The organism is Streptomyces sp. NPDC007875 (genome assembly GCF_042868035.1).
Lineage (GTDB): Bacteria > Actinomycetota > Actinomycetes > Streptomycetales > Streptomycetaceae > Streptomyces > Streptomyces antimycoticus.
Window position 1 is genome coordinate 202,416 of sequence record NZ_JBIADZ010000003.1, and the last position, 24,545, is coordinate 226,960.

The 24,545-nt window shown below is 72.4% G+C and carries 20 protein-coding genes; 12 read left to right on the forward strand and 8 right to left on the reverse strand.

The features are described 5' to 3' along the window. Nucleotides 1–16 precede the first annotated feature (16 nt). Complete coding sequence (locus ACFYOY_RS07890; protein WP_351897796.1) at nt 17–2,182, forward strand: primosomal protein N'; 2,166 nt, start codon at nt 17–19, stop codon at nt 2,180–2,182. 519 nt (nt 2,183–2,701) lie between these two features. On the opposite strand, the gene ACFYOY_RS07895 is transcribed toward ACFYOY_RS07890, so the two are convergent. Beyond that, nucleotides 2,702–3,220, reverse strand: coding sequence for a hypothetical protein (locus ACFYOY_RS07895; RefSeq protein ID WP_351897802.1), 519 nt, complete (start codon nt 3,218–3,220; stop codon nt 2,702–2,704). Nucleotides 3,221–3,490: 270 nt separating this feature from the next. On the opposite strand from ACFYOY_RS07895, the gene fmt reads away from it, so the two are divergent. From fmt to ACFYOY_RS07910, 3 genes are all read left to right on the forward strand, one after another. Continuing rightward, on the forward strand, nt 3,491–4,423 hold the full coding sequence (gene fmt, locus ACFYOY_RS07900) for a methionyl-tRNA formyltransferase (protein ID WP_351897809.1): 933 nt from the start codon (nt 3,491–3,493) through the stop codon (nt 4,421–4,423). A gap of 303 nt (nt 4,424–4,726) precedes the next feature. Then, nucleotides 4,727–6,712 carry an ABC transporter ATP-binding protein gene (locus tag ACFYOY_RS07905; protein ID WP_388585515.1) on the forward strand — a complete coding sequence of 662 codons (1,986 nt, stop codon included), beginning with the start codon at nt 4,727–4,729 and terminating at the stop codon, nt 6,710–6,712. 44 nt (nt 6,713–6,756) lie between these two features. Then, entirely contained in the window at nt 6,757–8,226 is a 1,470-nt protein-coding gene (locus ACFYOY_RS07910; protein ID WP_388585517.1) for an RsmB/NOP family class I SAM-dependent RNA methyltransferase, read from the forward strand. A 75-nt stretch (nt 8,227–8,301) separates the two neighbouring features. Here the strand turns inward: ACFYOY_RS07910 and ACFYOY_RS07915 are convergent, their stop codons facing one another. Beyond that, entirely contained in the window at nt 8,302–9,234 is a 933-nt protein-coding gene (locus ACFYOY_RS07915; protein ID WP_388585520.1) for a serine hydrolase, read from the reverse strand. Between the two features lie 170 nt (nt 9,235–9,404). On the opposite strand from ACFYOY_RS07915, the gene rpe reads away from it, so the two are divergent. The 3 genes from rpe to ACFYOY_RS07930 all read left to right on the forward strand — a co-directional run bounded on the left by rpe (nt 9,405) and on the right by ACFYOY_RS07930 (nt 13,193). Next, the gene (gene rpe / locus ACFYOY_RS07920) at nt 9,405–10,079 is read left to right on the forward strand and encodes a ribulose-phosphate 3-epimerase (RefSeq protein WP_351897832.1); all 675 of its coding nucleotides are present in this window, start codon (nt 9,405–9,407) and stop codon (nt 10,077–10,079) included. A gap of 135 nt (nt 10,080–10,214) precedes the next feature. Then, a complete protein-coding gene (locus ACFYOY_RS07925) occupies nt 10,215–11,204 on the forward strand; it encodes a sugar-binding transcriptional regulator (RefSeq protein WP_185930076.1) in 990 nt (329 codons plus the stop codon). A gap of 525 nt (nt 11,205–11,729) precedes the next feature. Next, the gene (locus ACFYOY_RS07930; protein ID WP_351897844.1) at nt 11,730–13,193 is read left to right on the forward strand and encodes a GuaB1 family IMP dehydrogenase-related protein; all 1,464 of its coding nucleotides are present in this window, start codon (nt 11,730–11,732) and stop codon (nt 13,191–13,193) included. Nucleotides 13,194–13,295: 102 nt separating this feature from the next. Here the strand turns inward: ACFYOY_RS07930 and ACFYOY_RS07935 are convergent, their stop codons facing one another. Then, complete coding sequence (locus tag ACFYOY_RS07935; protein WP_388585524.1) at nt 13,296–13,946, reverse strand: DUF2637 domain-containing protein; 651 nt, start codon at nt 13,944–13,946, stop codon at nt 13,296–13,298. A 107-nt stretch (nt 13,947–14,053) separates the two neighbouring features. Continuing rightward, a complete protein-coding gene (locus ACFYOY_RS07940; protein WP_351897860.1) occupies nt 14,054–14,260 on the reverse strand; it encodes a hypothetical protein in 207 nt (68 codons plus the stop codon). A gap of 300 nt (nt 14,261–14,560) precedes the next feature. Between ACFYOY_RS07940 and ACFYOY_RS07945 the strand changes: the two genes are divergently transcribed. From ACFYOY_RS07945 to ACFYOY_RS07960, 4 genes are all read left to right on the forward strand, one after another. Beyond that, nucleotides 14,561–16,033, forward strand: coding sequence for an amino acid permease (locus ACFYOY_RS07945; RefSeq protein WP_351897866.1), 1,473 nt, complete (start codon nt 14,561–14,563; stop codon nt 16,031–16,033). A 10-nt stretch (nt 16,034–16,043) separates the two neighbouring features. Further along, nucleotides 16,044–16,499 (forward strand): Lrp/AsnC family transcriptional regulator, encoded by a 456-nt coding sequence (locus ACFYOY_RS07950; RefSeq protein WP_059145749.1) that lies wholly within the window; start codon nt 16,044–16,046, stop codon nt 16,497–16,499. A 330-nt stretch (nt 16,500–16,829) separates the two neighbouring features. Next, the gene (locus ACFYOY_RS07955) at nt 16,830–17,624 is read left to right on the forward strand and encodes a carbon-nitrogen hydrolase family protein (protein WP_388585528.1); all 795 of its coding nucleotides are present in this window, start codon (nt 16,830–16,832) and stop codon (nt 17,622–17,624) included. Nucleotides 17,625–17,690: 66 nt separating this feature from the next. Then, the gene (locus ACFYOY_RS07960; protein WP_351897880.1) at nt 17,691–19,400 is read left to right on the forward strand and encodes an NAD(P)/FAD-dependent oxidoreductase; all 1,710 of its coding nucleotides are present in this window, start codon (nt 17,691–17,693) and stop codon (nt 19,398–19,400) included. A 70-nt stretch (nt 19,401–19,470) separates the two neighbouring features. On the opposite strand, the gene ACFYOY_RS07965 is transcribed toward ACFYOY_RS07960, so the two are convergent. Together ACFYOY_RS07965 and ACFYOY_RS07970 are read right to left on the reverse strand one after the other, a co-directional pair. Beyond that, nucleotides 19,471–20,169, reverse strand: a complete 699-nt coding sequence (locus tag ACFYOY_RS07965) for a DUF5995 family protein (RefSeq protein ID WP_351897886.1) — start codon at nt 20,167–20,169, stop codon at nt 19,471–19,473. Nucleotides 20,170–20,258: 89 nt separating this feature from the next. After that, on the reverse strand, nt 20,259–21,143 hold the full coding sequence (locus ACFYOY_RS07970) for an NAD(P)-dependent oxidoreductase (RefSeq protein ID WP_351897892.1): 885 nt from the start codon (nt 21,141–21,143) through the stop codon (nt 20,259–20,261). 129 nt (nt 21,144–21,272) lie between these two features. Between ACFYOY_RS07970 and ACFYOY_RS07975 the strand changes: the two genes are divergently transcribed. Then, nucleotides 21,273–22,130, forward strand: a complete 858-nt coding sequence (locus tag ACFYOY_RS07975) for a helix-turn-helix transcriptional regulator (protein ID WP_351897898.1) — start codon at nt 21,273–21,275, stop codon at nt 22,128–22,130. A gap of 12 nt (nt 22,131–22,142) precedes the next feature. On the opposite strand, the gene ACFYOY_RS07980 is transcribed toward ACFYOY_RS07975, so the two are convergent. Then, entirely contained in the window at nt 22,143–23,525 is a 1,383-nt protein-coding gene (locus ACFYOY_RS07980; RefSeq protein ID WP_351897901.1) for a solute carrier family 23 protein, read from the reverse strand. Nucleotides 23,526–23,594: 69 nt separating this feature from the next. Further along, nucleotides 23,595–24,470 carry an isocitrate lyase/phosphoenolpyruvate mutase family protein gene (locus ACFYOY_RS07985; RefSeq protein ID WP_351897904.1) on the reverse strand — a complete coding sequence of 292 codons (876 nt, stop codon included), beginning with the start codon at nt 24,468–24,470 and terminating at the stop codon, nt 23,595–23,597. Between the last annotated feature and the right edge of the window lie 75 nt (nt 24,471–24,545).

Sequence of the window (24,545 nt, forward strand, 5' to 3'; positions counted from 1 at the left end):
TGCTAAGACTTGATCTGTGGGCAGGGACAACGAGCGGCCGAAGGATCCGGCGGAGGCGTCGGAGGGGGAGCAGCTCGCGCTCATCCGGGAGACCGTGCGCAAGGCCAAGGGGGAGCGGGCCAGGCCGCGGACCTGGCGGGGGGCCAAGCTGGCCGGGGAGCTGCCCGTGGCGCGGGTGCTGGTCGACAAGGGGCCGGTCCACCTCGACAAGCTGTGGGATTACGCGGTGCCGGCCGAGATGGACGCCGAGGCCCGGCCCGGGGTGCGGGTGCGGGTGCGGTTCGGGGCCGGGACGGGGAAGGTGCGCGAGGGGCGGCGCGAGGGCGGCGGGCTGCTCGACGGGTACATCATCGAGCGCGTCGCCGAGTCCGACTACCGGGGCCCGCTGGCCGCCCTCGCACAGGTGGTCTCCCCGGAGCCGGTGCTGGGGCCGGGGCTGCTGGCGCTGTGCCGGGCGGTCGCCGACCGGTACGCCGGATCGCTCGCCGATGTGCTGCAACTGGCCATGCCCAAGCGCAACGCCCGCGCCGAGGGTGAGCCGTCACCGCCGCCGCTGCCCCCGCCGGAACCGCCCGTGCCCGGGAGCTGGGCGCGCTATCCGGCCGGGCCCGGGTTCCTGGAGGCGCTTGCCCGCGGTGACCGGCCGCGGGCCGTATGGACCGCGCTGCCCGGGCCGCACTGGCCCCGGGAGTGGGCCACCGCCGTGGCCGCCACGCTCGCGTCCGGGCGCGGGGCGCTCGTCGTCGTCCCGGACGGGCGGACCGCCGAGCGGGTGGACGTGGCGCTCGCGGAGGCGCTCGGCGGCCCGGGGCGGCATGTGCTGCTCACCGCCGACCTCGGGCCCGAGGAGCGCTACCGCCGCTGGCTGGCCGTCAGCCGGGGCTCGGTCCGGGCAGTGGTGGGCACCCGGGCGGCGATGTTCGCACCGGTCCGGGACCTCGGGCTGGTGGGGATCTGGGACGACGGGGACCGCAGCCACAGCGACGACCGGCTGCCTCAGCCGCACGCCCGCGATGTGCTGCTGCTGCGCGCCGTCCATGAGAAGACCGGCTTTCTGCTGGGCGACCTCGGCCGCACCGTCGAGGCCGCCCAGCTGGTGGAGAACGGCTGGGCCCGGCCGCTCGAAGCCGACCGTGAGCAGGTCCGGGCGGCTGCCCCGCTGATCCGTACGGTCGACGAGGGCGAGGTGGCCCGGGACGCGGAGGCCCGTGCCGCCCGGCTGCCCACACTCGCCTGGCAGACCGTACGGGAGGCGCTGACCCGGGGCCCGGTGCTGGTGCAGGTGCCGCGCCGGGGCTATGTGCCGAAGCTGGCCTGTGAGCGCTGCCGGGAGCCCGCGCGCTGTGCGCACTGCTCGGGTCCGCTGGAGGCGCGGGACGCGGACCATCTGGTGTGCGGATGGTGCGGGCGGGACGAACCCGCCTGGCACTGCCGCGAATGCGGGGGCGTCCGGCTGCGGGCGTCCATAGTCGGCGCCCGGCGCACCGCCGAGGAGCTGGGCCGCGCCTTTCCGGCCGTGCCCGTGCGCACCTCCGGCCGCGACCATGTGCTGACGTCCGTCCCCGACCGTCCGGCGCTCGTCGTGAGCACGCCGGGCGCCGAGCCGGTCGCCGAGGGCGGTTACGCCGCGGCGCTGCTGCTCGACGGCTGGGCCCTGCTCGGCCGCCCCGATCTGCGCGCCGGTGAGGACGCGCTGCGCCACTGGCTGGAGGCGGCCTCGCTGGTCCGCGGCCACGGGGACGAGGGGAGTGACGGCCGCGGCGGCACTGTGGTGATCATGGCCGAGCCGACGCAGCGGCCCGTCCAGGCGCTGGTGCGCTGGGACCCGGCCGGTTATGCGGCGCGCGAGCTGGCCGAGCGGTCCCAGCTGGGTTTTCCGCCGATCTCACGGATGGCGGCGGTGACCGGCCCCGCGGAGGCGGTGGCCGAGCTGATCGCCTCGGCCGGGCTGCCCGAGGGAGCCGAGACACTGGGCCCGGTCCCGCTGCCCCCGGCGCCTCCCGGACGTCCGCGCCGCCCCGGAGACCCGCCGCCGGGCGAGGTCTGGGAGCGCGCGCTGCTGCGGGTACGCCCCGGCCAGGGCAGCGCCCTCGCGGCGGCCCTCAAGGAGGCGAAGGCGGGCCGTTTGGCGAGGGGGGAGAAGGACCCCGCGGTGCGGGTGGATCCCCTGGATATTGGCTGACCTCGGCTGAGTCGGGTCTGGGCATTGGCCGGCCTCGGCCCCGGTCTGGGCCCCGGTCTGGGCATTGGCTGACCTCGGCTGCTCCCCGGCTGGGGGTGCGCTCCGGCTGGGGGTGCGCTCCGGGTGGCGCGGGGTGTCCGGGTGCCGCAGGGCCTCCGGGCGCTGAGGCTTACTGGCCGGGGGCGCCTCTCCGGGGTGACCGGGTAAGCCCGTAGGTGCCGTAGTGCCTCCGGGTGCCGCAGGCCGGAGGCTGGCGTCTTCCGGCGCTCGGTTCTTCTGGCCTGGGGCCGCGCCCGGCGGCAGCCAGGGCGGGTGGCAGGGTGCCGCAGAGTCTCCGGGGGCTTGGGCCTACCGGCGAGTGAGCCGAAGGGGCGCGTCGTTGTCGAAAGGGAGAGCGCGCAGGGCCCGAGGAACGAGGGCCCGAGCACGGTCGACCGTCGGCAGGGGTACCTCCCAGCGGTAGCTGGGGGAGACTGAAGCGCCCCGGAGGCGAACCGAGCCTCAAAAAAGGCGAGGCCGTCAGCCTTGGCGGGGGCTGGGGAAGGGGCTGGGGCTGGGGCGGGGGTCCTCGCGGAGTGACGGCGTCGACTGCGGCGGGACCGTGCGCGCTGCGGGCACCGAGGGTACGGCGGCGGGCTCGGCCGGGCGGCCCGGGGACGGTTCGCCGCCCTCGGGGGCGTTCTGCGCGGCGGCCCGGCGGGCGCCGTAACGGCGGTGCACCGCCTGCTTGGTGACGCCGAGCGCGGAGCCCACCGCGTCCCAGGAGAAGCCCAGCGAGCGGTCGAAGTCGACGGCGGCCGTGACCAGCGTCTCGACGCTGTCGCGCAGTTCCTGGGCGAGCCGCACGGTGGGGGCCGGAGCGCGTCCGTAGACCACGAAACCGGCGGATGGGCCGGTGCGCCGGGGGCGGTAGACATTGCCGAGCTGGGCGGTGAGCGTGCGCAGCGCGTCCACCTGCCGGCGGACCCGCTCGATGTCCCGGACCAGGAGGTGCAGGCTGGCCCGTGCCTGGGCGTCATGAGTTGCGTGGTCGGCCATGGAGAAGCCTCTCGAACCGGCGTTGACGGGGGATGGGGTGAGGGGGCTGATGCTGGATGGGGGGAGTCGAGCGGGCGGCGGGAAACGCATCGGGCCGCGGCAGCGGCCCGATGCGGTCAATCTGCCTTGACCAACGCGGCACCCGCCCGTCGGTCACGGTCCGGGGCGTGCGGGAGTCCGCCCGTACGCCCCCTCGGCCGGCGGACCATAGACTTCAGAGGCTGTCCGACGTTCCGCCGTATCCGCTGTGTGAGAGGTAGTTCGCCACCCATGAGGCTCGTCTTCGCCGGTACCCCCGAGGTCGCCCTGCCCGCTCTGGACGCGCTGATCGCGTCGGAGAAGCACGAGGTGGTGGCCGTGGTGACGCGTCCCGACGCGCCCGCCGGGCGCGGTCGCCGGATGGTGGCCAGCCCGGTCGCCGAGCGGGCCGAGGAGGCGGGTATCGAGGTGCTCAAGCCCGCCAAGCCGCGCGATCCGGAGTTCCTCGCCCGGCTCGGCGAGATCGCACCCGACTGCTGCCCGGTGGTGGCCTACGGTGCGCTGCTGCCCAAGGCCGCGCTGGAGATCCCGGCGCACGGCTGGGTCAATCTGCACTTCTCGCTGCTTCCGGCGTGGCGGGGCGCGGCACCCGTGCAGCACTCCGTGCTCGCGGGCGACGAGATGACCGGCGCCTCGACCTTCCAGATCGAGGAAGGGCTGGACTCCGGGCCGGTGTTCGGGGTGGTGACGGAGGAGGTGCGGGCCACCGACACCAGCGGCGATCTGCTGACCCGGCTCGCCTTCGCCGGTGCGGGGCTGCTCGAGGCGACCATGGACGGCATCGAGAACGGCACCCTGCTCCCGGTGCCACAGCCCGCCGAGGGCATCTCGCTCGCCCCGAAGATCACCGTCGAGGACGCGGAGATCGACTGGACGGCGCCCGCACTGCGCGTCGACCGGCTGGTGCGGGCGTGCACCCCCGCCCCGGGCGCGTGGACCACCTTCCGTGAGGAGCGGTTGAAGGTCGTCTCGGCGCGGCCGGTGGCGGACCGTACGGATCTGGAGCCCGGCCGGCTGGTCGCGACGAAGAAGGCCGTGTACGTGGGCACCGGCAGCCATGCCGTCGAGCTGACCTGGGTGCGGCCGCAGGGCAAGAAGCCGATGCTCGCGGCGGATTGGGCGCGCGGGGTGCGGATCGCGGAGGGCGAGCGGCTCGGGGCCTGAGCGGAGCCACGGGGCCGAGGCCGACCCAGCGGCACGGGGATCCCCAGCAGGTCCCCAGGGCAGAAGCCCGAGCAGGTTCACAGGGCAGAGACCTGAGCAGGCCAACAGGGCAGAGACCTGAGCAGGCCAACAGGGCAGAGACCTGAGCAGGCCAACAGGGCAGAGACCTGAGCAGGCCAACAGGGCTGACACCCGAGCAGGTCCACAGGGCTGAAAGGCGGCCACCGGCGCGCCGGGGCGGCGGATGTTGACTTCAACCTCTGTTGAAGTCCTACGTTCCTCACGAGACCTCGGAGGTACGTGATGGACATCGAAGTGACCGCCTGGCATTCCCTGTATCAGGCGTCCAATGCCAGCGACGACCGGCGACCCTTCTCCCGCGAGACACTGCGCCGCATCGGCGCCTTTGCCCGTCCGCACCGCCGTCGGCTGCAGCTGTTCCTGCTACTGAGCACGGTCACGGCGGTGCTCGCGGTGGCGACGCCGCTGCTGGCCGGCCAGGTGGTGGACGCGATCGTCCATCATTCGGGACAGGACACGGTGCTCGGGCTGGCCGGGCTCATCGCCGCGATCGCCGTGGCGGAGGCGGCCCTCGGGCTGCTGACCCGCTGGCTGTCGGCGAACATCGGCGAGGGGCTGATCCTCGATCTGCGCACCTCCGTCTTCGACCACGTCCAGCGGATGCCGGTCGCGTTCTTCACCCGGACCCGCACCGGTGCGCTGGTCAGCCGGCTCAACAACGACGTCATCGGGGCGCAGCGGGCGTTCAGCGACACCCTCTCGGGGGTGGTCGGCAATATGGTGACGCTGCTGCTCACCCTGGTCGTCATGATCGGGATCTCGTGGCAGATCACCCTGCTGACGCTGGTGCTCCTGCCCCTCTTCCTGCTGCCCGCGCGCCGGGTGGGCGGGCGGCTGGCGAAGCTGCGGCGCGAGGCGGCCGCGCACAACGCCGCGATGAGCACCCAGATGACCGAGCGCTTCTCCGCGCCCGGAGCCACCCTGGTCAAGCTCTTCGGCCGGCCCGCCGACGAGTCGGCCGAGTTCGCCGCGCGGACCCGGCGGGTGCGGGACATCGGGGTGCGGACCGCGATGGTCCAGGTCTCCTTCGTCACCGCCCTGACCCTCGTCTCCGCCCTGGCCCTCGCCCTGGTCTACGGCCTCGGCGGCTGGTTCGCGCTGCACGGGCGGCTCGACCCCGGCGCCGTCGTCGCGCTCGCGCTGCTCCTCACCCGCCTCTACGCGCCGCTGACCGCGCTGGCCGGGGCGCGGGTCGAGGTGATGAGCGCGCTCGTCAGCTTCGAGCGGGTCTTCGAGGTGCTCGACCTCGAGCCGCTGATCAAGGAGAAGCCGGACGCCCGGGAGGTGCCGGACGGGCCCGTGTCCGTCGAGTTCGACCGCGTCGACTTCGGCTACCCGGCCGCGGACAAGGTCTCCCTCGCCTCCCTGGAGGAGGTCGCCACCCTGGACACCCGCGGTGGCGTCGAAGTCCTGCACCAGCTGTCCTTCCGCGCCGAACCGGGCCAGATGGTCGCGCTGGTGGGCTCCTCCGGCGCCGGGAAGTCGACCATCGCGCAGCTGCTGCCGAGGCTCTACGACGCCGACGGCGGCGCCGTACGGCTCTCCGGGGTGGACGTCCGCGATCTGACCGCCGATTCGATCCGCGGCACCCTCGGCATGGTCACGCAGGACGGCCATCTCTTCCATGACTCGATCCGCGCCAATCTGCTGCTGGCCCGGCCGGAGGCCACCGACGAGGAGCTGTGGGAGGTGCTGCGCCGGGCCCGCCTGGAGGGGCTGATCGCGTCCCTGCCGGACGGTCTTGACACCGTCGTGGGCGAGCGCGGCTACCGGCTCTCCGGCGGTGAGCGTCAGCGGCTGACCATCGCCCGGCTGCTGCTGGCCCGGCCCCGGGTGGTGATCCTCGACGAGGCCACCGCGCATCTGGACTCCACCTCGGAGGCGGATGTGCAGGAGGCGCTCGGCGAGGCGTTGGAGGGGCGCACCGCGGTGGTGATCGCCCACCGGCTGTCCACAGTTCGGGCGGCGGATCTCATTCTCGTCGTCGAGGGCGGGCGGATCGTGGAACGCGGTACGCACACCGCGCTGCTGGCCGCCGGAGGCCGCTACGAGGAGCTGTACCGCACCCAGTTCGAGCAGCCGACGGCGATGGGCGACGGATGCGCCGTGGACGCGGTGAGCGCCCCCGGCACCGGCCCGAAGGCGGCGGCCGTGGACGGAACGGCCCTGGACGGCGGCCCCACGGCCGCCGGGGCCCCGGCGACGTAGGCTGGTCTCTTCGAGCCCGATCCGTCCCCCGGAGCACATTTCCCGTGACCGACCAGCCCCGTCGTCGCCGTCCCCACGCCCCGAACCGGCCAGGCAAGCCCTACCGCCGCCCGCAGAAGGACCCCGTGCGGATCCTCGCCTTGGAGGCGCTGCGGGCGGTCGACGAGCGGGACGCGTACGCCAACCTCGTTCTCCCGCCCCTGCTGCGCAAGGCGCGGGAGAGCGCGGAGGCCGGCGGGCCGCGGTTCGACGCGCGGGACGCGGCGCTCGCCACCGAGCTGGTCTACGGCACCCTGCGCCATCAGGGCACCTACGACGCGATCATCGCCGAATGCGTGGACCGCCCGCTGCGCGAGGTGGATCCGCCCGTGCTCGACGTGCTGAACCTCGGCGCCCATCAGCTGCTGGGGACCCGTATCCCCACCCACGCCGCCGTCTCGGCGAGTGTCGAGCTGGCCCGGGTGGTGCTGGGCGACGGACGGGCCAAGTTCGTGAACGCCGTGCTGCGCAGGATCGCCGCCCATGACCTCGACGGCTGGCTGGAGCGGGTCGCCCCGCCCTACGACGAGGACCCCGAGCAGCATCTGGGCGTCCGCCACTCGCATCCGCGCTGGGTCGTCTCCGCCCTGTGGGACGCGCTCGGCGGCGGCAGCTCCGGGATCGAGGAGCTGCTGGCCGCCGACAACGAACGGCCCGAGGTCACCCTCGTCGCCCGGCCCGGCCGGTCCACGGCCGGGGAGCTGCTGGACGCGGTCGGCGAGGGGGCCGCGGTGCAGGGCCGCTGGTCCCCGTACGCGGTGCGGCTCACCGAGGGCGGGGAGCCCGGGGCGCTGGAGGCCGTGCGCGAGGGGCGCGCCGGGGTCCAGGACGAGGGCAGTCAGCTGGTGGCCCTCGCGCTGGCGAACGCGCCGCTGGAGGGGGAGGACCGGCGCTGGCTGGACGGCTGCGCGGGCCCCGGCGGCAAGGCCGCGCTGCTCGCCGCGCTCGCCGCGGAGCGCGGCGCCGCGCTGCTGGCCGCCGAGAAGCAGCCGCACCGGGCCCGGCTGGTGGCCAGGGCCCTGGCCGGCAACCCCGGCCCGTACCAGGTGATCGCCGCGGACGGCACCCGCCCGCCGTGGCGGCCGGGCGCCTTCGACCGGGTGCTGGTGGATGTGCCGTGCACCGGGCTCGGTGCGCTGCGCCGCCGCCCCGAGGCGCGCTGGCGGCGCCGCCCCGAGGACCTCGACGGCTTCGCCCCGCTGCAACGCGGGCTGCTGCGGGAGGCCTTGGCCTCGGCGCGGATCGGCGGCGTGGTCGGCTATGCGACCTGTTCCCCGCATCCGGCCGAGACCAGGGCCGTGGTCGAGGACGTCCTCAAGGGGCGTGGCGGCCCGGCCGTCGCCGCGGAGTGGATCGACGCCCGTCCGCTGCTGCCCGGGGTGCCCGAGCTGGGTGATGGCCCGGACATCCAGCTGTGGCCGCACCGGCACGGCACGGACGCCATGTATCTGGCCCTGCTGCGCCGCACCGGCTGACCGCGCGCGTTCTTCTCACGGGTTCCCGGAGTGACAGCGGCTCCGGGGCATCGCACGACCGCGCTGAGCGGCGCGTCAGTCCTTCGGGACCGCCGGAAGCGCTTCCTGGGGCCGGTCGGTCGGGGCGTAGACGGTGGCCGCGTGGGCGGCGGGGTTGAGGTCCTTGTGCACCGCGCGCGCCACCGCCTCGATGGTGGCCACGCCCGCCTTCATGGTGCGGTTGTCCTGGGTGAGCACGGTGAGGGTGTAGTCGTGGCCGCCGCCGGTGAAGGCGCCGATGCTGTGCACCCGCCAGCCGTGGGTGGACCGCTCCAGCCAGCCGTTCTTCACCTGGATCCGCACCCCGCCCGGGGCACCGGCCGGGGTGCCCCAGCGCTGTTCGCGGATGACCTTGCCCATCAACGAGAGGATGTAGCGGCGGGAGGCGTCGGTCAGCACCGTGTTCGGGTGGGTGATCAGGTCCAGGAGCCGCTCCTGGTCGTTCGCGGTGATCCGGGTGAGACCCCAGTAGCCGTTCTTGCCGGGCACGGTGGCGTCCATGCCCGCCGCCCGCAGGAACGCCTTGACCCGGGAGGCTTTGAGCTTCTTCCACAGCTTGCTGGTCGAGGCGTTGTCCGACTTGGTGATCATGGCCTTGGCGAGGGTCTTCTCGCCCTTGGTCAGCGGCCGGTGGTGCCGCTGCGCGTCCCACAACAGCGTCCCCAGGACCGTCGCCTTCACCACGCTCGCGGAGTCGAACCGCTGGTTCGCGCGCAGCGTGCAGCGGGTGTGGGTGGCGTGGTCGCGGAGGCTGATCGCGGTGGTGCCGGACCGGCCGCGCAGCGCCGCGGCGATGTCCTTGGACAGCTTGCCGGCCAGCCCGGACTGGTGCGAGACGCAGACCGGTCGCGGCGCCGCGGCCGCGGCGGAGGCGGGTCCGGTCCCGGCGACCGGCGATACGACGACGGCCGCGGTCAGCGCCGCGCACACCGCGGTGCGGGAATGCCGGGGTATTCGGTCTCTCGTCATGGTGGGTTGCCTGTGTGCACGTGATGTCTAGGGGTTTCATTCGACTTCTTCATGGTCCTGGCTCCGTCGCCGTGCGTCGATCGGAGCGGAACCAAGTGATCACGGCGGTGCGGGCCGTTGCGCTGATCCCGGCTCCATGGACCGGCGCGGACCGTGGGAGGCTTGGTGGCATGGCCTTGCAGATCAACCCCAGCATCCTGTCCGCAGACTTCTCCCGCCTCGCGGATGAGGCGAAGGCGGTCGAGGGTGCCGACTGGCTCCACGTCGACGTCATGGACAACCACTTCGTCCCCAACCTCACCCTCGGGGTTCCGGTGGTCGAGTCGCTGGGCAAGGCCACGGACACCCCGCTGGACTGCCATCTCATGATCGACGATCCGGACCGCTGGGCGCCGCAGTACATCGAGGCGGGTGCCGGTTCCGTCACCTTCCATGTGGAGGCCGCGGCCGCGCCGGTGCGGCTGGCGCGCGAGATCCGGGCCCAGGGGGCGCGGGCCTCGATGGCGCTCAAGCCGGCCACGCCCATCGAGCCGTACGAGGATCTGCTGCCCGAGTTGGACATGCTGCTGGTGATGACCGTGGAACCGGGCTTCGGCGGCCAGGCGTTCCTTGACATCATGCTGCCGAAGATTCGCCGCACCCGGCAGTTGATCGACAAGCATGGGCTTCAGATGTGGCTCCAGGTGGACGGCGGGGTCTCGGCCGCCACCATCGAGCGGTGCGCCGAGGCGGGCGCCGATGTGTTCGTGGCGGGCTCGGCCGTCTACGGCGCCGACGACCCGGCCAAGGCCGTACAGGCACTGCGCAACCTCGCCGAGAAGGCAACCGGCACCCCCGGAACATGAGGCGACGTAGCTACCGGTCGGTGAACTCAAGGGTGAAGGGCGAACCAACTCCGCCGTTTCTGACAGGATGAACGGTGAGTCCGGACAGTGAATAGTGAGGAGACCGCGGTGTCGACGGGCCGTTCAGCCACGCGGATGGGACCCGCCGAACTGGTGCAGGCGGCGGCCATGGCGCGCCGCTTCTACCTCGAGGGCAAGTCCAAGATCCAGATTGCCGAGGAGTTCGGCGTCAGCCGCTTCAAGGTCGCGCGGGTGCTGGAGACGGCGCTCGAGCGCGATCTGGTGCGCATCGAGATCCGGGTTCCCGCCGAGCTCGACGCGGAGCGCTCCGACGCCCTGCGCGCCCGCTACGGGCTGCGCCACGCGGTCGTCGTGGAGTCCCCGGCCGACGCCGAGGCGGACACCCCGGACCCGGAGAACCTCGGCGAGGTCGCCGCGGACCTGCTGGGCGAGCTGGTGACCGAGGGGGATGTGCTGGGGCTGGCCTGGGGGCGGTCCACGATCCACATGGCGGCCGCGCTGCACCGGCTGCCCCCGTGCACCGTCGTCCAGCTCACCGGCGTCTACGACGCGGGCACGGCCGAGCGCGGCTCGGTCGAGGCGGTGCGCCGCGCCGCCGCCGTCTCGGGTGGGGAGGCGCACCCCATCTACGCGCCGATGCTGCTGCCGGACACGGCCACCGCGGACGCCCTGCGCGGCCAGACCGGTATCGCCCGCGCCTTCGAGTACTTCGACAAGGTCACCGTGGCCTGCGTCTCCATCGGCTCCTGGGAGGCCGGGATCTCCACGGTCTACGACATGCTGACGGAGAAGGAGCGGGCCCACTACGAGAGCCTGGGCGCCGCCGCCGAGATGTCGGCCCACCTCTTCGACGCCGAGGGCCGCCGCATCGGCCGCGACCTGGGCGAGCGCTGCATCACCGTGGAGGCCGACCGGCTGCGCCGGATCCCCGAGGTGGTGGCCATCGCGGGTGGCCGCCGCAAGGCCGAGGCGATCGGGGCGGTGCTGAGGTCCGGTCTGGTCACCAGCCTGGTCACGGACACCGCCGCCGCGGACTACCTGCTCGCCGAAACCACCCCCGCCGCCCACCCCGCCCTGGACCGCGCCGACCCGGACGGCGCGTAGCGGGCCGGCCGCCGCGGGCAAGGGGGAAGACGGCGAGTGGCCTGCCGCTCGCCACATCGGATCACGCAGAAGCAGGGCGGCGTCCCACGGCACTCACCGCCGGCGGTCCCGGCGGGCGGCGCGCTCCCGCCGAGCAGAACGAGGGCGACGCCCGCCGCGCCCTCCAGGAACGTCGGCGCGTCCAGCGGCTCCGGCCGCGCACAGTCAGTGATTCCGGTGCTCCGGAGAGCTGAAGCGGTTGGCTCAGAAAGTCGCGGGCGGTGGAACGAGCGGCCGTCATCGCAGCTCTCTTACGGCTCCTGGCCGGGCCCCGACCGCTCGCGGACGCGCCGAGCGGTGCTGCGCCGCATGGGGCCACTCGCCCTGGGGCGGGCGCTCGGGTAGCGTTTCGATGTAAGGCAGGTTGCCTGTCGGCACCGGAGCAGCCCCCGCAGCGCCTCTTTGGAGGACTCTACGAATGCGGGGGTCTTTTGTTGTGTCGCTGTGGGAGTGACCTGCGTCGTTTCGCGTGAAAATGTGAGGCTCATGCGTTTCCTCGAGCCCGGTACGGGGCGCCACGTGGAATCTTCCCCGGTTCCCTACGACCTGACGTACGACGATGTGTTCATGGTGCCGAGCCGCTCCGCGGTCGGCTCCCGCCAGGGGGTGGACCTGGCCGCACCCGACGGCACCGGCACCACCATTCCGCTCGTCGTCGCCAACATGACCGCGATCGCCGGCCGCCGCATGGCCGAGACGGTCGCCCGTCGCGGTGGCCTCGTCGTCATTCCGCAGGACATCCCGATCGACGTCGTCACCGACGTGATCCGCTGGGTCAAGAGCCGCGATCTGGTGCTGGACACCCCGATCGTCCTCGCCCCGACCGGCACCGTCGCCGACGCGCTGTCGCTGCTGCCCAAGCGGGCACACGGCGCGGGCGTGGTGGTCGAGGACGGGCGTCCGGTGGGCGTGGTGACCGAGTCCGACCTGACCGGTGTGGACCGCTTCACCCAGCTGTCCGAGGTGATGTCGCGCGAGCTGATGGTGCTCGACGCCGACATCGACCCCCAGGAGGCGTTCAACCGCCTCGACGCCGCCCACCGCAAGCTCGCCCCCGCCGTCGACGCGGACGGGAAGCTGGCGGGCATCCTGACCCGCAAGGGCGCGCTGCGGGCGACGCTCTACAAGCCCGCGGTGGACGCGGGCGGCCGGCTGCGGATCGCGGCCGCCGTCGGGGTCAACGGCGATGTGGAGGGCCGTACGAAGGCGCTTCTGGACGCCGGGGTGGACGCCCTCGTCGTGGACACCGCCCACGGCCACCAGGAGTCGATGATCAGCACGCTCAAGGTGGTCCGGGGCCTGGGCCCGCGGGTGCCGGTGGTGGCGGGCAACGTGGTCGCCGCCGAGGGGGTGCGCGACCTCATCGAGGCCGGTGCCGACATCATCAAGGTCGGCGTCGGGCCGGGCGCCATGTGCACCACCCGCATGATGACCGGCGTGGGCCGGCCGCAGTTCTCCGCGGTTCTGGAATGCGCCGCCGAGGCGCGGAAGTTCGGCAAGCACATCTGGGCCGACGGTGGCATCCGGCACCCCCGCGACGTCGCCATGGCGCTCGCCGCCGGGGCGTCCAACGTCATGGTCGGTTCCTGGTTCGCGGGGACCTACGAGTCGCCCGGCGACCTCCAGCACACCGCCGACGGCCGACCGTACAAGGAGAGCTTCGGCATGGCGTCGGCACGCGCGGTGCGCAACCGCACCAGCGACGAGTCGGCGTACGAGCGGGCCCGCAAGGGGCTGTTCGAGGAGGGCATCTCCACCTCACGGATGTTCCTGGACCCGGCCCGGCCAGGAGTCGAGGACCTGATCGACTCGATCATCGCGGGCGTGCGCAGCTCCTGCACCTACGCGGGCGCCGGGTCGCTGGAGGAGTTCCACGAGCGGGCCGTGGTCGGCGTGCAGAGCGCCGCGGGCTACGCGGAGGGCAAGCCGCTCCACGCAAGCTGGGACTGAGGTCCAGGAGTTCGGCTCGCCCCGAGGCGCATCGAGCCCCCGCCACCACAACCCCACTCGGCTCGGGTGAGTGGGGTTGTGGTGGTGTGCCGCGGCGGGGTCTCACCTGGGCACTCCGCGCTCACCCCGGGTGCGGGGCAGCGCGTGGCGCGGCGGGCTGGTGAGGGTGATCTGCCGGACCAGCTGGTGGAACGAGACCAGCGCGGCGACCGGGGGAAGGCCGGCCACGGCCATGCTGGGCGCGTTCCTCGGGGCGTGTGCGACGCACAGGAACACCGCGATGGTGGAGAAGAGCACCACCACGGCCCATGAGTGCGCCGCGCCCCGGCGGTGCAGGGCGGCCCGCAGTACCGACAGCGAGGCGACCAGCCAGGGTCCGTAGACCAGCAGGGGCCACCATGCCGCCATGGACTCCGAGGTGCTCGGGGAGGCCAGATAGCGCAGCGGGCGGTAGGAGATCATTCCGCCGAGCACGCTCAGCATGGCGACGATGACCGTGGTGACCGCCGCGAAGATCAGGCTGATCACATGCAGCCACGGCAGCGTCGGCAGCCGGAAGCGGACCCGGCGGCGCTTGCCGCGCCCCCGCACATGCGTGGGGGAGGGGGCGTGGAGGGGGGCGACCGGTCCGATGGGGCCGGTGGTGTGCAGCGGCTCCTCGGGGGAGGTCGTCTGCAGCAGCCGGGCCAGGTCTCCCTCCAGGTCCCAGCGGCCCTCGATGGTCTCCGGGTCGGGCAGGGGGAAAGGATTCATCTCATAATCGGCTGCCGCCTCGTACCGCTCCCCGGGAGGGGGCGCGGGGGCGTGCCGGTGGCCGGTGGGTGGGGGCCCGTAGCCGCCCGGCCTCGGCTCGGTGTACGTCATGCCTTGACGCCCGGTTCCGGCGCGTCGGACCGCTGGAGGAAGTCCGCCTCGATCCGGCCCAGTGCCCGGATGAAGTCCTCCCAGACTCTCGCGCAGTATTCGAGCGGGTAGCGCTCGCTGTCACCCCCCTGGTCTCGGGGCCGGAACACGGGTTCGGCACTGAGCTGGGAGTGATCGGGTGGTTGCAGGCTGTCAGTGGTCACGTCCCCACCAACGACCGCTAAAATGGTGCAGTATCGCGGCATTCGGGTGAAACGAGCGCTGACTCGCGCAGTGTCTCGCAACGATTCCCCGCCGAGCGCCCCCGCGCGCAACGTTGCCACGGGGATGCGCAACCATGGTCCATTACGGCCGTCGGCGGACGGCTCATAGGGTCTTGCGCTGACGTGGAGTGGCGGGGACCGACTGCTCGGCGATTCCCACCTGCGGGTTTGCTCTTCGGGCACCCGTATGTCCGCAGTCGGTCGCCACCACCTGATGGCAGCGATTAAGGAGCCACCCCTGTGTTGGAGCACGGCGCAGCACCGCCCGCCACCCAGCAACCGGAACCAGACCCTCCGGTCGGCGGGCTGGGCGCCCGGCTGATGCGGCGCAAGCCCGTCGAGCGGCTGGTCGCCGAGGGCGGCCAGGGCGAGGGCGGCAGCCTGCGGCGCTCGATGGGCATGTGGCAGCTCACCATGATCAGCATCGGGGCCACCCTGGGCACCGGCATCTTCGTGGTGCTCGGCGAGGCCGTACCGGACGCCGGTCCCGCCGTCATCGTGTCGTTCGTCATCGCCGGGCTCACCGCGCTGTTCTCCGCGCTGTCCTACGCCGAGCTGGCGGGCACCATCCCCGTCTCCGGCTCCTCCTACTCCTACGCCTACGCCACCATGGGCGAGCTGATCGCCTGGGTCTGCGGCTGGTGTCTGATCCTCGAGTACGGCGTCTCGGTGGCCGCCGTCGCCGTCGGCTGGGGCGAGTACCTCAACGAACTGCTCGACGGCACCCTCGGCGTCACCATCCCCGACGCCCTGGCCGCCCCGCCCGGGGACGGCGGGATCTTCAATCTGCCCGCCCTGCTCGTGGTGCTGCTGGCGATGGCGTTTCTGCTGGGCGGCGCCAAGGAGAGCGCCCGCGCCAACGCGGTCATGGTGGCCGTGAAGATCGCGGCGCTGATCCTCTTCTGTGCCGTCGCCTTCACCGGCATCCGGGCCGGCAACTACACCCCGTTCATGCCGCTGGGCATGGCGGGCGTCAGCGCCGCCGGCGCCACCCTCTTCTTCTCCTACATCGGCTTCGACGCCGCCTCCACGGCCGGTGAGGAGGCCAAGAACCCCCAGCGCGACCTGCCCCGCGCGATCATGCTCTCGCTGATCATCGTCACCGCGCTGTACTGCCTGGTCGCCGCCGTCGCGGTGGGCGCCCTGCCGTGGAAGCAGTTCTCGGGCTCCGAGGCCGCGCTCGCCTCGATCATGAAGGATGTCACCGGACAGGACGCCTGGGCCGTGCTGCTGGCCGCCGGAGCGGTCGTCGCGATCGCCTCCGTGGTGCTGACCGTGCTCTACGGCCAGACCCGCATCCTCTTCGCGATGTCCCGGGACGGGATGGTGCCCAAGGTCTTCTCCACGGTGCACGCCAGGACTGGGGTGCCCCGCGCCAACACCGTGATCGTCTCGCTCTTCTGCGGGGTCCTGGCCGCCGCGATCCCGCTCGGCCAGCTCGCCGACGCCACCAGCATCGGCACCCTCTTCGCCTTCGCGCTGGTCAACATCGCCGTGATCGTGCTGCGCCGCACCCGGCCCGATATGACCCGCACCTTCCGGGTGCCGTTGTCCCCGCTCTTCCCGGTGATCGGCTTCGCGCTGTGTCTGTGGATGATGGGCAGCCTGCAGTTCGTGACCTGGGTGGTGTTCGGCTGCTGGATGGCCGTCGGCCTTGTGCTGTACTTCGCATACGGCTTGCGCCGATCCCGACTGGCCACAGCAGAGAAGTGATTGCCCCCCAGTGCGACTGAATGATCTCGACGAACGCATCGTCCACGCCCTCGCCGAGGACGCCCGCCGCTCCTACGCCGACATCGGCGAGCTGGTCGGACTGTCCGCGCCCGCCGTCAAACGGCGGGTGGACCGGCTGCGCGCGGAGGGAGCCATCACCGGCTTCACGGTGCGGGTCGACCCGGTGGCGCTGGGATGGGAGACCGAGGGCTTCATCGAGCTCTACTGCCGCCACAACACCTCGCCGGACGCCATCCGCCGGGGCCTGTCGCGCTATCCCGAGGTGGTGTCCGCGTCGACCGTCACCGGCGACGCGGACGCCGTCGTCCAGGTCTTCGCCTCCGATATGCGCCACTTCGAGCGGGTGCTGGAGCGGATCGCGGGGGAGGCGTTCGTGGAGCGCACCAAGTCCGTGCTGGTGCTGTCGCCCCTGCTGCGGCGGTTCAGTTCGGGTGCGCCCACGTAGGCGCTCCGCCGGGTGTGCCCTGATCGAGGTGCCCCGACCTGCCGGTGAGCGTCCGCGGCGGAGTTGTGGCTGGGCGCGCCCACGCGGTGGAGCCGCACATCGACACGGCCCCGCGCCCTTTCGGGGCTCGTCCGAGCAGCCCCCCGCCCAGGCATGGCCCCGTACGTGCCCCGGCCCCGCACACGCCCGGCCCCAGTGTGCGCAATGAATCGACGCGCACCGATCCCCATGCGTCATGAATCGACGCCGGACGCAACGAAGCCGTCTTGTTGGGTGATCCGGAGGCAACGTACTGTTTTTATACCCGTACCCCTTCCCTCAAGGTCTGCCATGTCGCCGCTGCGCACCGCTCTGCTCCAGAACTCCGGTCATCCCGGCGATCCCGCCGGAAACCTCAAGGTCCTCGACGAGGCCGCCGCCGACGCGGCCGCCGACGGGGCCGGGCTGCTGGTCACCGCGGAGATGTTCCTCACGGGCTACGCGATTGGCGGCGTACGGGAGCTGGCCGAGCCCGCCGACGGGCCCAGCGGCCGGGCCGTGGCCGAGATCGCCGCGACGCACGGTCTCGCCATCCTCTACGGCTACCCCGAGAGCCACGCGGGCGCCGTGTACAACTCCGCACGGCTCGTGGGCGCGGACGGCGCCGAGCTGGCCAACTACCGCAAGTCCCATCTCTACGGCTGCTTCGAACGGGAGTCGTTCACCCCCGGTGAGACCCCGGTCGTCCAGGCCACTGTCGGCGAGCTGACCGTCGGCATCCTGATCTGCTACGACGTGGAGTTCCCGGAGAACGTACGGGCCCATGCCCTGGCCGGGACCGATCTGCTGCTGGTGCCCACCGCGCAGATGCACCCCTTCGAGTTCGTCGCCGAATCCGTGATTCCGGTGCGGGCCTTCGAGAGCCAGATGTACATCGCGTACGTCAACCGCAGCGGCGTCGAGGGCGAGTTCGACTTCGTGGGCCTGAGCTGCCTGGCCGGGCCCGACGGCGCCACCTGTCTGCGCGCCGGCCGCGGCGAGGAACTCCTCCTCGGCGATGTCGCCCCCAAGCTGCTGACCACCTCGCGCCGGATCAACCCGTATCTGCGCGACCGCCGCCCCGGTCTGTACTCCTCCCTCAGCTGATCCGTCCGGCCTCCCGCCGCGCCCGAAACACCCTCTGAGCACCAACCAGCAAGGAATCCGTACCCCATGACGTCCACGGTGCCCACCGCCGTCCATGACGAGCAGGAAACGCAGGCCCATCAGGCCCTTCCGCCCATGACCATGTTCGGCCCGGACTTCCCTTACGCCTACGACGACTTCCTCGCCCACCCGGCGGGCCTGGGCCAGATACCCGCGACCGAGCACGGTGGCGAGGTCGCGGTCGTCGGCGGCGGTCTCTCCGGCCTCGTCACCGCGTACGAGCTGATGAAGATGGGCCTGAGGCCCGTGGTCTACGAGGCCGACCGGATCGGCGGACGGCTGCGCACCGTCGGCTTCGACGGCTGTGACGACACGCTGACCGCCGAGATGGGCGCGATGCGCTTCCCGCCGTCCTCCACCGCGCTCCAGCACTACATCGACCTGGTGGGCCTGAAGACCCAGCCGTTCCCCAACCCGCTGGCCCCCGACACCCCCTCGACCGTCGTCGACCTCAAGGGCGAGTCCCACTACGCCCGCACCATCGACGATCTGCCGCCGGTCTACCGTGAGGTGGCCGACGCCTGGAACGCCTGCCTGGAGGAGGGCGCGGACTTCTCCGACATGAACCGCGCCATCCGCGAGCGGAACGTCCCCCGGATCCGGGAGATCTGGTCGCGGCTGGTCGAGAAGCTGGACAACCAGACCTTCTACGGCTTCCTGTGCGACTCCGCGGCCTTCACCTCCTTCCGCCACCGCGAGATCTTCGGCCAGGTCGGCTTCGGCACCGGCGGCTGGGACACCGACTTCCCCAACTCCATCCTGGAGATCCTGCGGGTCGTCTACACCGAGGCCGACGACCACCACCGCGGCATCGTCGGCGGCAGCCAGCAGCTTCCGCTGCGGCTGTGGGAGCGCGAGCCCGAGAAGATCGTCCACTGGCCCCAGGGCACCTCGCTGTCCTCGCTGCACGGCGGTGAGCCCCGCCCGGCCGTGACCCGGCTGCACCGGGCCGCGGGCGACCGCGTGGTGGTGACGGACGCGAGCGGTGACATCCGCTCGTACCAGGCGGTGGTCTTCACCGCGCAGTCCTGGATGCTGCTCTCCAAGATCGACTGTGATGACTCGCTCTTCCCGATCGACCACTGGACGGCCATCGAGCGCACCCACTACATGGAGTCCAGCAAGCTCTTCGTGCCGGTGGACCGGCCGTTCTGGCTGGACAAGGACGAGATCACCGGCCGGGACACGATGAGCATGACGCTCACCGACCGGATGACCCGCGGCACCTATCTGCTGGACGACGGCCCGGACCGGCCCGCCGTCATCTGCCTCTCCTACACCTGGTGCGACGACAGCCTCAAGTGGCTGCCGCTGTCGGCGAACGAGCGGATGGAGGTCATGCTGAAGTCGCTCTCGGAGATCTATCCGAACGTCGACATCCGCAAGCACATCATCGGCAGCCCGGTCACCGTGTCCTGGGAGAACGAGCCCTACTTCATGGGCGCCTTCAAGGCGAATCTGCCCGGCCACTACCGCTACCAGCGCCGGCTGTTCACCCACTTCATGCAGGACCGGCTGCCCGCCGACAAGCGGGGCATCTTCCTCGCGGGCGACGACATCTCCTGGACGGCGGGCTGGGCCGAGGGTGCCATCCAGACCGCGCTCAACGCCGTGTGGGGCGTGATGCACCGCTTCGGCGGCGCCACCGACCCGAAGAACCCCGGGCCGGGCGATCTGTACGACGAGATCGCGCCTGTCGAGCTCCCCGAGGACTGAGCCGGCCCCAGGGCTTGCGCCGCGACGGCAGGCCGCTACGCCGGCAGGTCGTGAGGCCGTCGGCGGGCCGTTACGCCGCCGGCAGAGGGGTGAGCAGAAAGCGCCCGACCAGACCCACGGTCGCGTCGACGCGCTCCGCGAACTCCTCCGCCAGCTCCGGCACCCCGCGCAGCCCCCACAGCGCGCGGAACGCCGCCCAGGCGGCGTCCCGCGCCTTCTCCAGGCTCCAGGAGCCCACGAGATGGGTGAGCGGATCGGCCACGTCCAGCAGGTCGGGGCCGGGCATCAGCTCCTCCCGGATCCGCTCCTCCATTCCCGTGAGCAGCGCGCCGATCCGGTCGAAGTCGTCCTCCAGGGCGTCCGGTTGGAGGTCTCGGGCCCGGCAGGTGTCCAGCAGCGCGAGCGCCAGGTCATGGCCGATATGGGCGTTGATCCCGGCGAGTGCGAACTGGACCGGGAGGACCGCCGGATGGCGCCGGAGCTGGAACAGCGGCTGCCAGCAGGCGGGCGGCCGCCCACCCGTGGTCACCGCGTCCACCGCCGCCAGATAGCGCCCGGCGAACCGCACGTCCAGTTCCTCGGTGGCGGACGGATCGTGGAAGTACCCGTCCGTGAGCCGGTGGCCGACCTCCTCGGTGACCGACAGATACACCCCGTTGAAGACCGCCACCCCGTCCCGGGGTGGCAGCGCCGCGCCGAGCGCGCTCATGCGCGCCACGACGCTCTGCACGGTGCGCGGCGCGAGCCGCGCGTGCGTGGGCATCGTCATGGACGCCAGGGTGGCAGGCCGGACGGGTGCGGTCCTTGCCGTACGCCGCCGCTTCCCCTGGACGGTCTAACGCCCCGTCAACCGCCGTATCACAGCACCCCCGCGTCGCGTGCAGTCCAGATCGACGGATACAGCGGCCGCCAGCCCAGCTCGTCGCGGAGCCGGAGGTTGGAGGTGATCCCGAACCAGGGGTCGTCGTCCGTCCGCCCGGTCATGCCCTCGGGCAGCGGCACACCGCCGATCCCGTGCAGTTCGACGACGGTCGCCGGGGCGTCGTCGACGATGTTGTACTTGCGGCCCGACACCGAGCCGCCGGCCGTGCCGCCCGGTGCGCGCAGCAGCCGCAGCAGCGCCTGCGTCGCATCCGCGTGGTGGACCATGGCGAGCCGCTGGCTCCCGGCCCAGTCCTTCGCGAGCGCCAGGAAGTTCGCCACATGCGGATCGCCGTCCCCGTACACGAAGGCCAGGCTGCCGATCCGCAGATCGAGGCCGTGCTCGCGGTGCAGCGCCAGCAGCTCCCGCTCCGCCTCCGCCTTCGAGGCGGGGTAGGCGCCCCACAGCACACCGCCGGGCACGCTCTCGTCGTCCTCCGTGAACGGCCGGCCGCGCGAGGCGCCGTACACCATGTTGGTGCTGACCTGGAGGAACCGGCTCGTCCCGGCCTCGACCGCGGCCCGCCCGAGCGCGACCGCCGCGTCCCGGTTGACCGCCCACGCCTCCTCGTCCGGCACCCCGCGGAAGGCCGCCGCGATGTTGACCACCGCATGCACCCCCTCCATGGCCCTCCGCAGATCCTTCTCCTCGCGCAGATCGCCCACCGTGAGCTGCGCGCCCTGGGCCGCGAAGGGCGCACCGCGCTCCTCGTCGCGCACCAGCACCCGTACCTCGGTACCGGCCGCGGCCCGCTCCAGCAGCCGCTTGGTGAACCGCCGTCCCACCTGGCCGGTCGCACCCGTCACCAGAATCAAGGGCATCAGCATCCGCCTTTCGTCTCGATCGCTCGGCCTCAGCCTGCGACGGCCTCGGCCGGGGCGGGAGAGACCTCCCCATCCAGGGATCGGCAGACCCTGGATACGCGGCGCGGGCGCGGCGACCATGGGAGCGTGCATCGATCGGAACTCGCCGACTTCCTGCGCCGCTGCCGCGCCCGCCTCCGCCCCGCCGAGGTGGGGCTGACGCCCGGCCCGCGGCGTCGTACGCCCGGACTGCGCCGGGAGGAGGTGGCCCAGCTCGCGGGCATGTCACCGGACTACTACACCCGGCTGGAGCAGGCCCGCGGCCCGCGCCCGTCCCGCCAGATGCTGACCGCGCTGGCCCGGGCGCTGCGGCTCACCGACGACGAGCGCGACTATCTCTTCCATCTGGTGGGGGAGGAGCCGCCGCGCGACCGCAGCACTTCGGGGCATGTGCGGCCCGGTCTGCTCAGGGTGCTGGACCGGCTGTACGACACCCCGGCCCAGGTGATCACCGACTGGGGCGAGGTGCTGGCGCAGAACGCGATGGCGGCGGCGCTGGTCGGCGACATCACGGCGCGGCCGCCCGGCGACCGCAATATCGTCCGGAGCTTCTTCATCCGGCGCGACGACGCCTCCGGCACTCCCGGGATCTTCCCGAGCGAGGAGCTCGCGGAGCACGCCCGGCTGCATGTGGCCACCCTCCGGGCCGTGCTCGCGGCGCGTCCCGACGACCCGGACCCGGCGGCCCTGGTGGCCGAACTGCTGTCGGCCAGCGCGGAGTTCGCGGCGCTGTGGGAGGACCATGAGGTGGCCGTACGGCACTCCACGGTCAAGCGGTTCACCCATCCCGTGGTGGGCACGATGGAGCTGGACTGCGAGGTCCTGCTGAGCTCGGAACACGCCCAGCGGTTGATCGTCCACACCGCCCGACCGGGCACCGAGTCCGCCGAGCGGCTCGAACTGCTCCGGGTGCTGGGCCTGCAGGCCCTCGCCCCGCAGGGATAAGTCCTCCAGCGGTCAGGCCGGGCGGTCGTCGTCGTATCCGCTGGTGCCCGCGTCCAGCAGGGGCTCCTGCGGCTTCAGATGGGACGGGGCCAGGGCACGCAGGACGTGGTAGCCGAGCAGCACCACAATCGTGCCGAGGGCGATCCCGCCCAGCTCGAAGTTCTGGCCGACCTTCAGGCTGACGCCGCCGACGCCGATGATGACGCCCGCCGCGACCGGCACCAGATTGAGCGGATTGCGCAGGTCCACCTTGTTGTGCACCCAGATCTGCGCACCGAGCAGCCCGATCATGCCGTAGAGGATGACGGTGATCCCGCCCAGCACCCCGCCCGGCACCGCCGCCACCACCGCGCCGAACTTCGGGCAGAGCCCGAAGAGCAGCGCGAAGCCCGCGGCCGCCCAGTACGCGGCGGTGGAGTACACCCGGGTGGCCGCCATGACCCCGATGTTCTCGGAGTATGTCGTATTGGCCGGGCCGCCGACCGATGTGGAGATCATGGTCGCCGCGCCGTCCGCGGCGATCGCCGTGCCCAGCTGGTCGTCGAGCGGATCGCCGATCATCTCGCCGACCGCCTTCACATGCCCGGCGTTCTCGGCGATCAGCGCGATCACGACCGGCAGCGCCACCAGCACCGCCGACCAGTGGAAGCTGGGCGCGTGCAGGGACGGGAGACCGATCCAGTCCGCCTTGGCCACACCGGACAGATCCAGCCGCCAGTGGTCGGTGACCCGTCCGCTGCCGTCGATCGAGTGGATCCTGCCGAAGACGCGGTCGAAGACCCAGGAGACCGCATAGCCGAAGACCAGCCCGAGGAAGATCGCGATACGCGACCAGAAGCCCCGCAGACAGACCACCGCCGCCCCGGTGACCAGCATCGTCAGCAGCGCGGTCCACTGATCGGCGGGCCAGTACGTACCGGCGGTCACCGGTGCCAGATTGAACCCGATCAGCATGACCACCGCGCCGGTCACCACCGGCGGCATCGCCGCGTGGATGATCCGGGCACCGAATTTCCGCACCGCCAGCCCGCTCAGCAGCAGCACCCCGCCGACCACCAGGATCGCCCCGGTGACGGCCGCGCTGCCGCCGCCCTGTGCCCTGATCGCGGCGGCCACGCCGACGAAGGACAGGCTGCACCCCAGATAGCTGGGAATCCGGCCGCGGGTCGCCAGCAGAAAGAGGATGGTCGCGACGCCGGACATCATGATCGCGAGGTTGGGGTCGAGCCCCATCAGCACCGGGGCGACAAAGCTGGCCCCGAACATGGCCACGACATGCTGTGCGCCGAGCCCCGCCGTCCTCGGCCATGACAGCCGCTCATCGGGCTTGACGACGGCGCCGGGGGCGGGGGTACGCCCATCGCCGTGCAGGGTCCAGCGCACGCCGAGGCCCATGACTGCTCCACTTCATCGCTACGGGGAATTCGCAGCAATGTTAGTTGGCCGAAATTGTGTGCCGTGCAGCTATGTGGGGGTGCCCTCGGCGACGTCCATGGTGAAGGCCTCGGCCAGTGACTGGGCCTCGGCGTAGGAGGGCAGGTCGGCGGCCTGATGGGCAGGGGCAGGCGCGTCGGGGTGGGCGATCGTCCACGCCAGCTCGACGGCGCGGTCCAGGGCGGCCCGGAAGAGCAGCGAACCGCAGCTGATCCGCCGCACCCCGAGCTCCGCCAGCCGCTCATAGGTGTGGCGGCCGGGGGTGAAGAGGATGTTCAGCGGGATTTCGCCGAGGTCGTCGGCCAGTGCGCCGATGTCCTGCTCATCGGTGAGCGCGGGCACGAAGATCCCGTCCGCGCCCGCCCGCAGATACGCCTCGATGCGCTCGGCGGTGGTGGACAGCGAGGGCGGGGTGCCGCCACCGATCGCCGCGAGCCAGTGGGTGTCGGTCCGCGCGTTCACGAACAGCCGGGGAACCCGCTCCTTGACGGCCGCGAGCACCGCGCACTGCCGGGCCAGGGGCGCGAGGGTGCCGTCGGGGCGGCCGTCCTCGATGTTCACGCCGACCACCCCGGCCCGGTCCAGCTCGGCCGCGAGCGCCGCGACCTCCTCCGGGCGCCCGCTGAACCCGCCCTCGATGTCGACGCTCACCAGCGCCGGAAGACGGGCGATGCGGCGGGCGAGGGCGAGGGTCTCGTCGCGGGCGGCGCCCGTCGCGTCCGGCAGCCCGGCCGCCGCGGCCACGCCGAGGCTGGTGGTGCCGATGGCGGGGAAGCCGCGCCGGACCAGGGCGGCGGCGGAGGCGTGGTCCCAGGCGTTGGGCAGCAGCAGGGGCCGTTCGCCGTGGTGGAGCCGGCGGAAGGCGGTGTGGCGGTCGGGCGCCGGGGCGCCGCTCTTGTCGCTCATATCACCGACCGTAGGGCCGGATCACTTCGGCGCTCACCGAACAGTGGCGCCGTCGGGGACCGGCGCGTCGTGCCG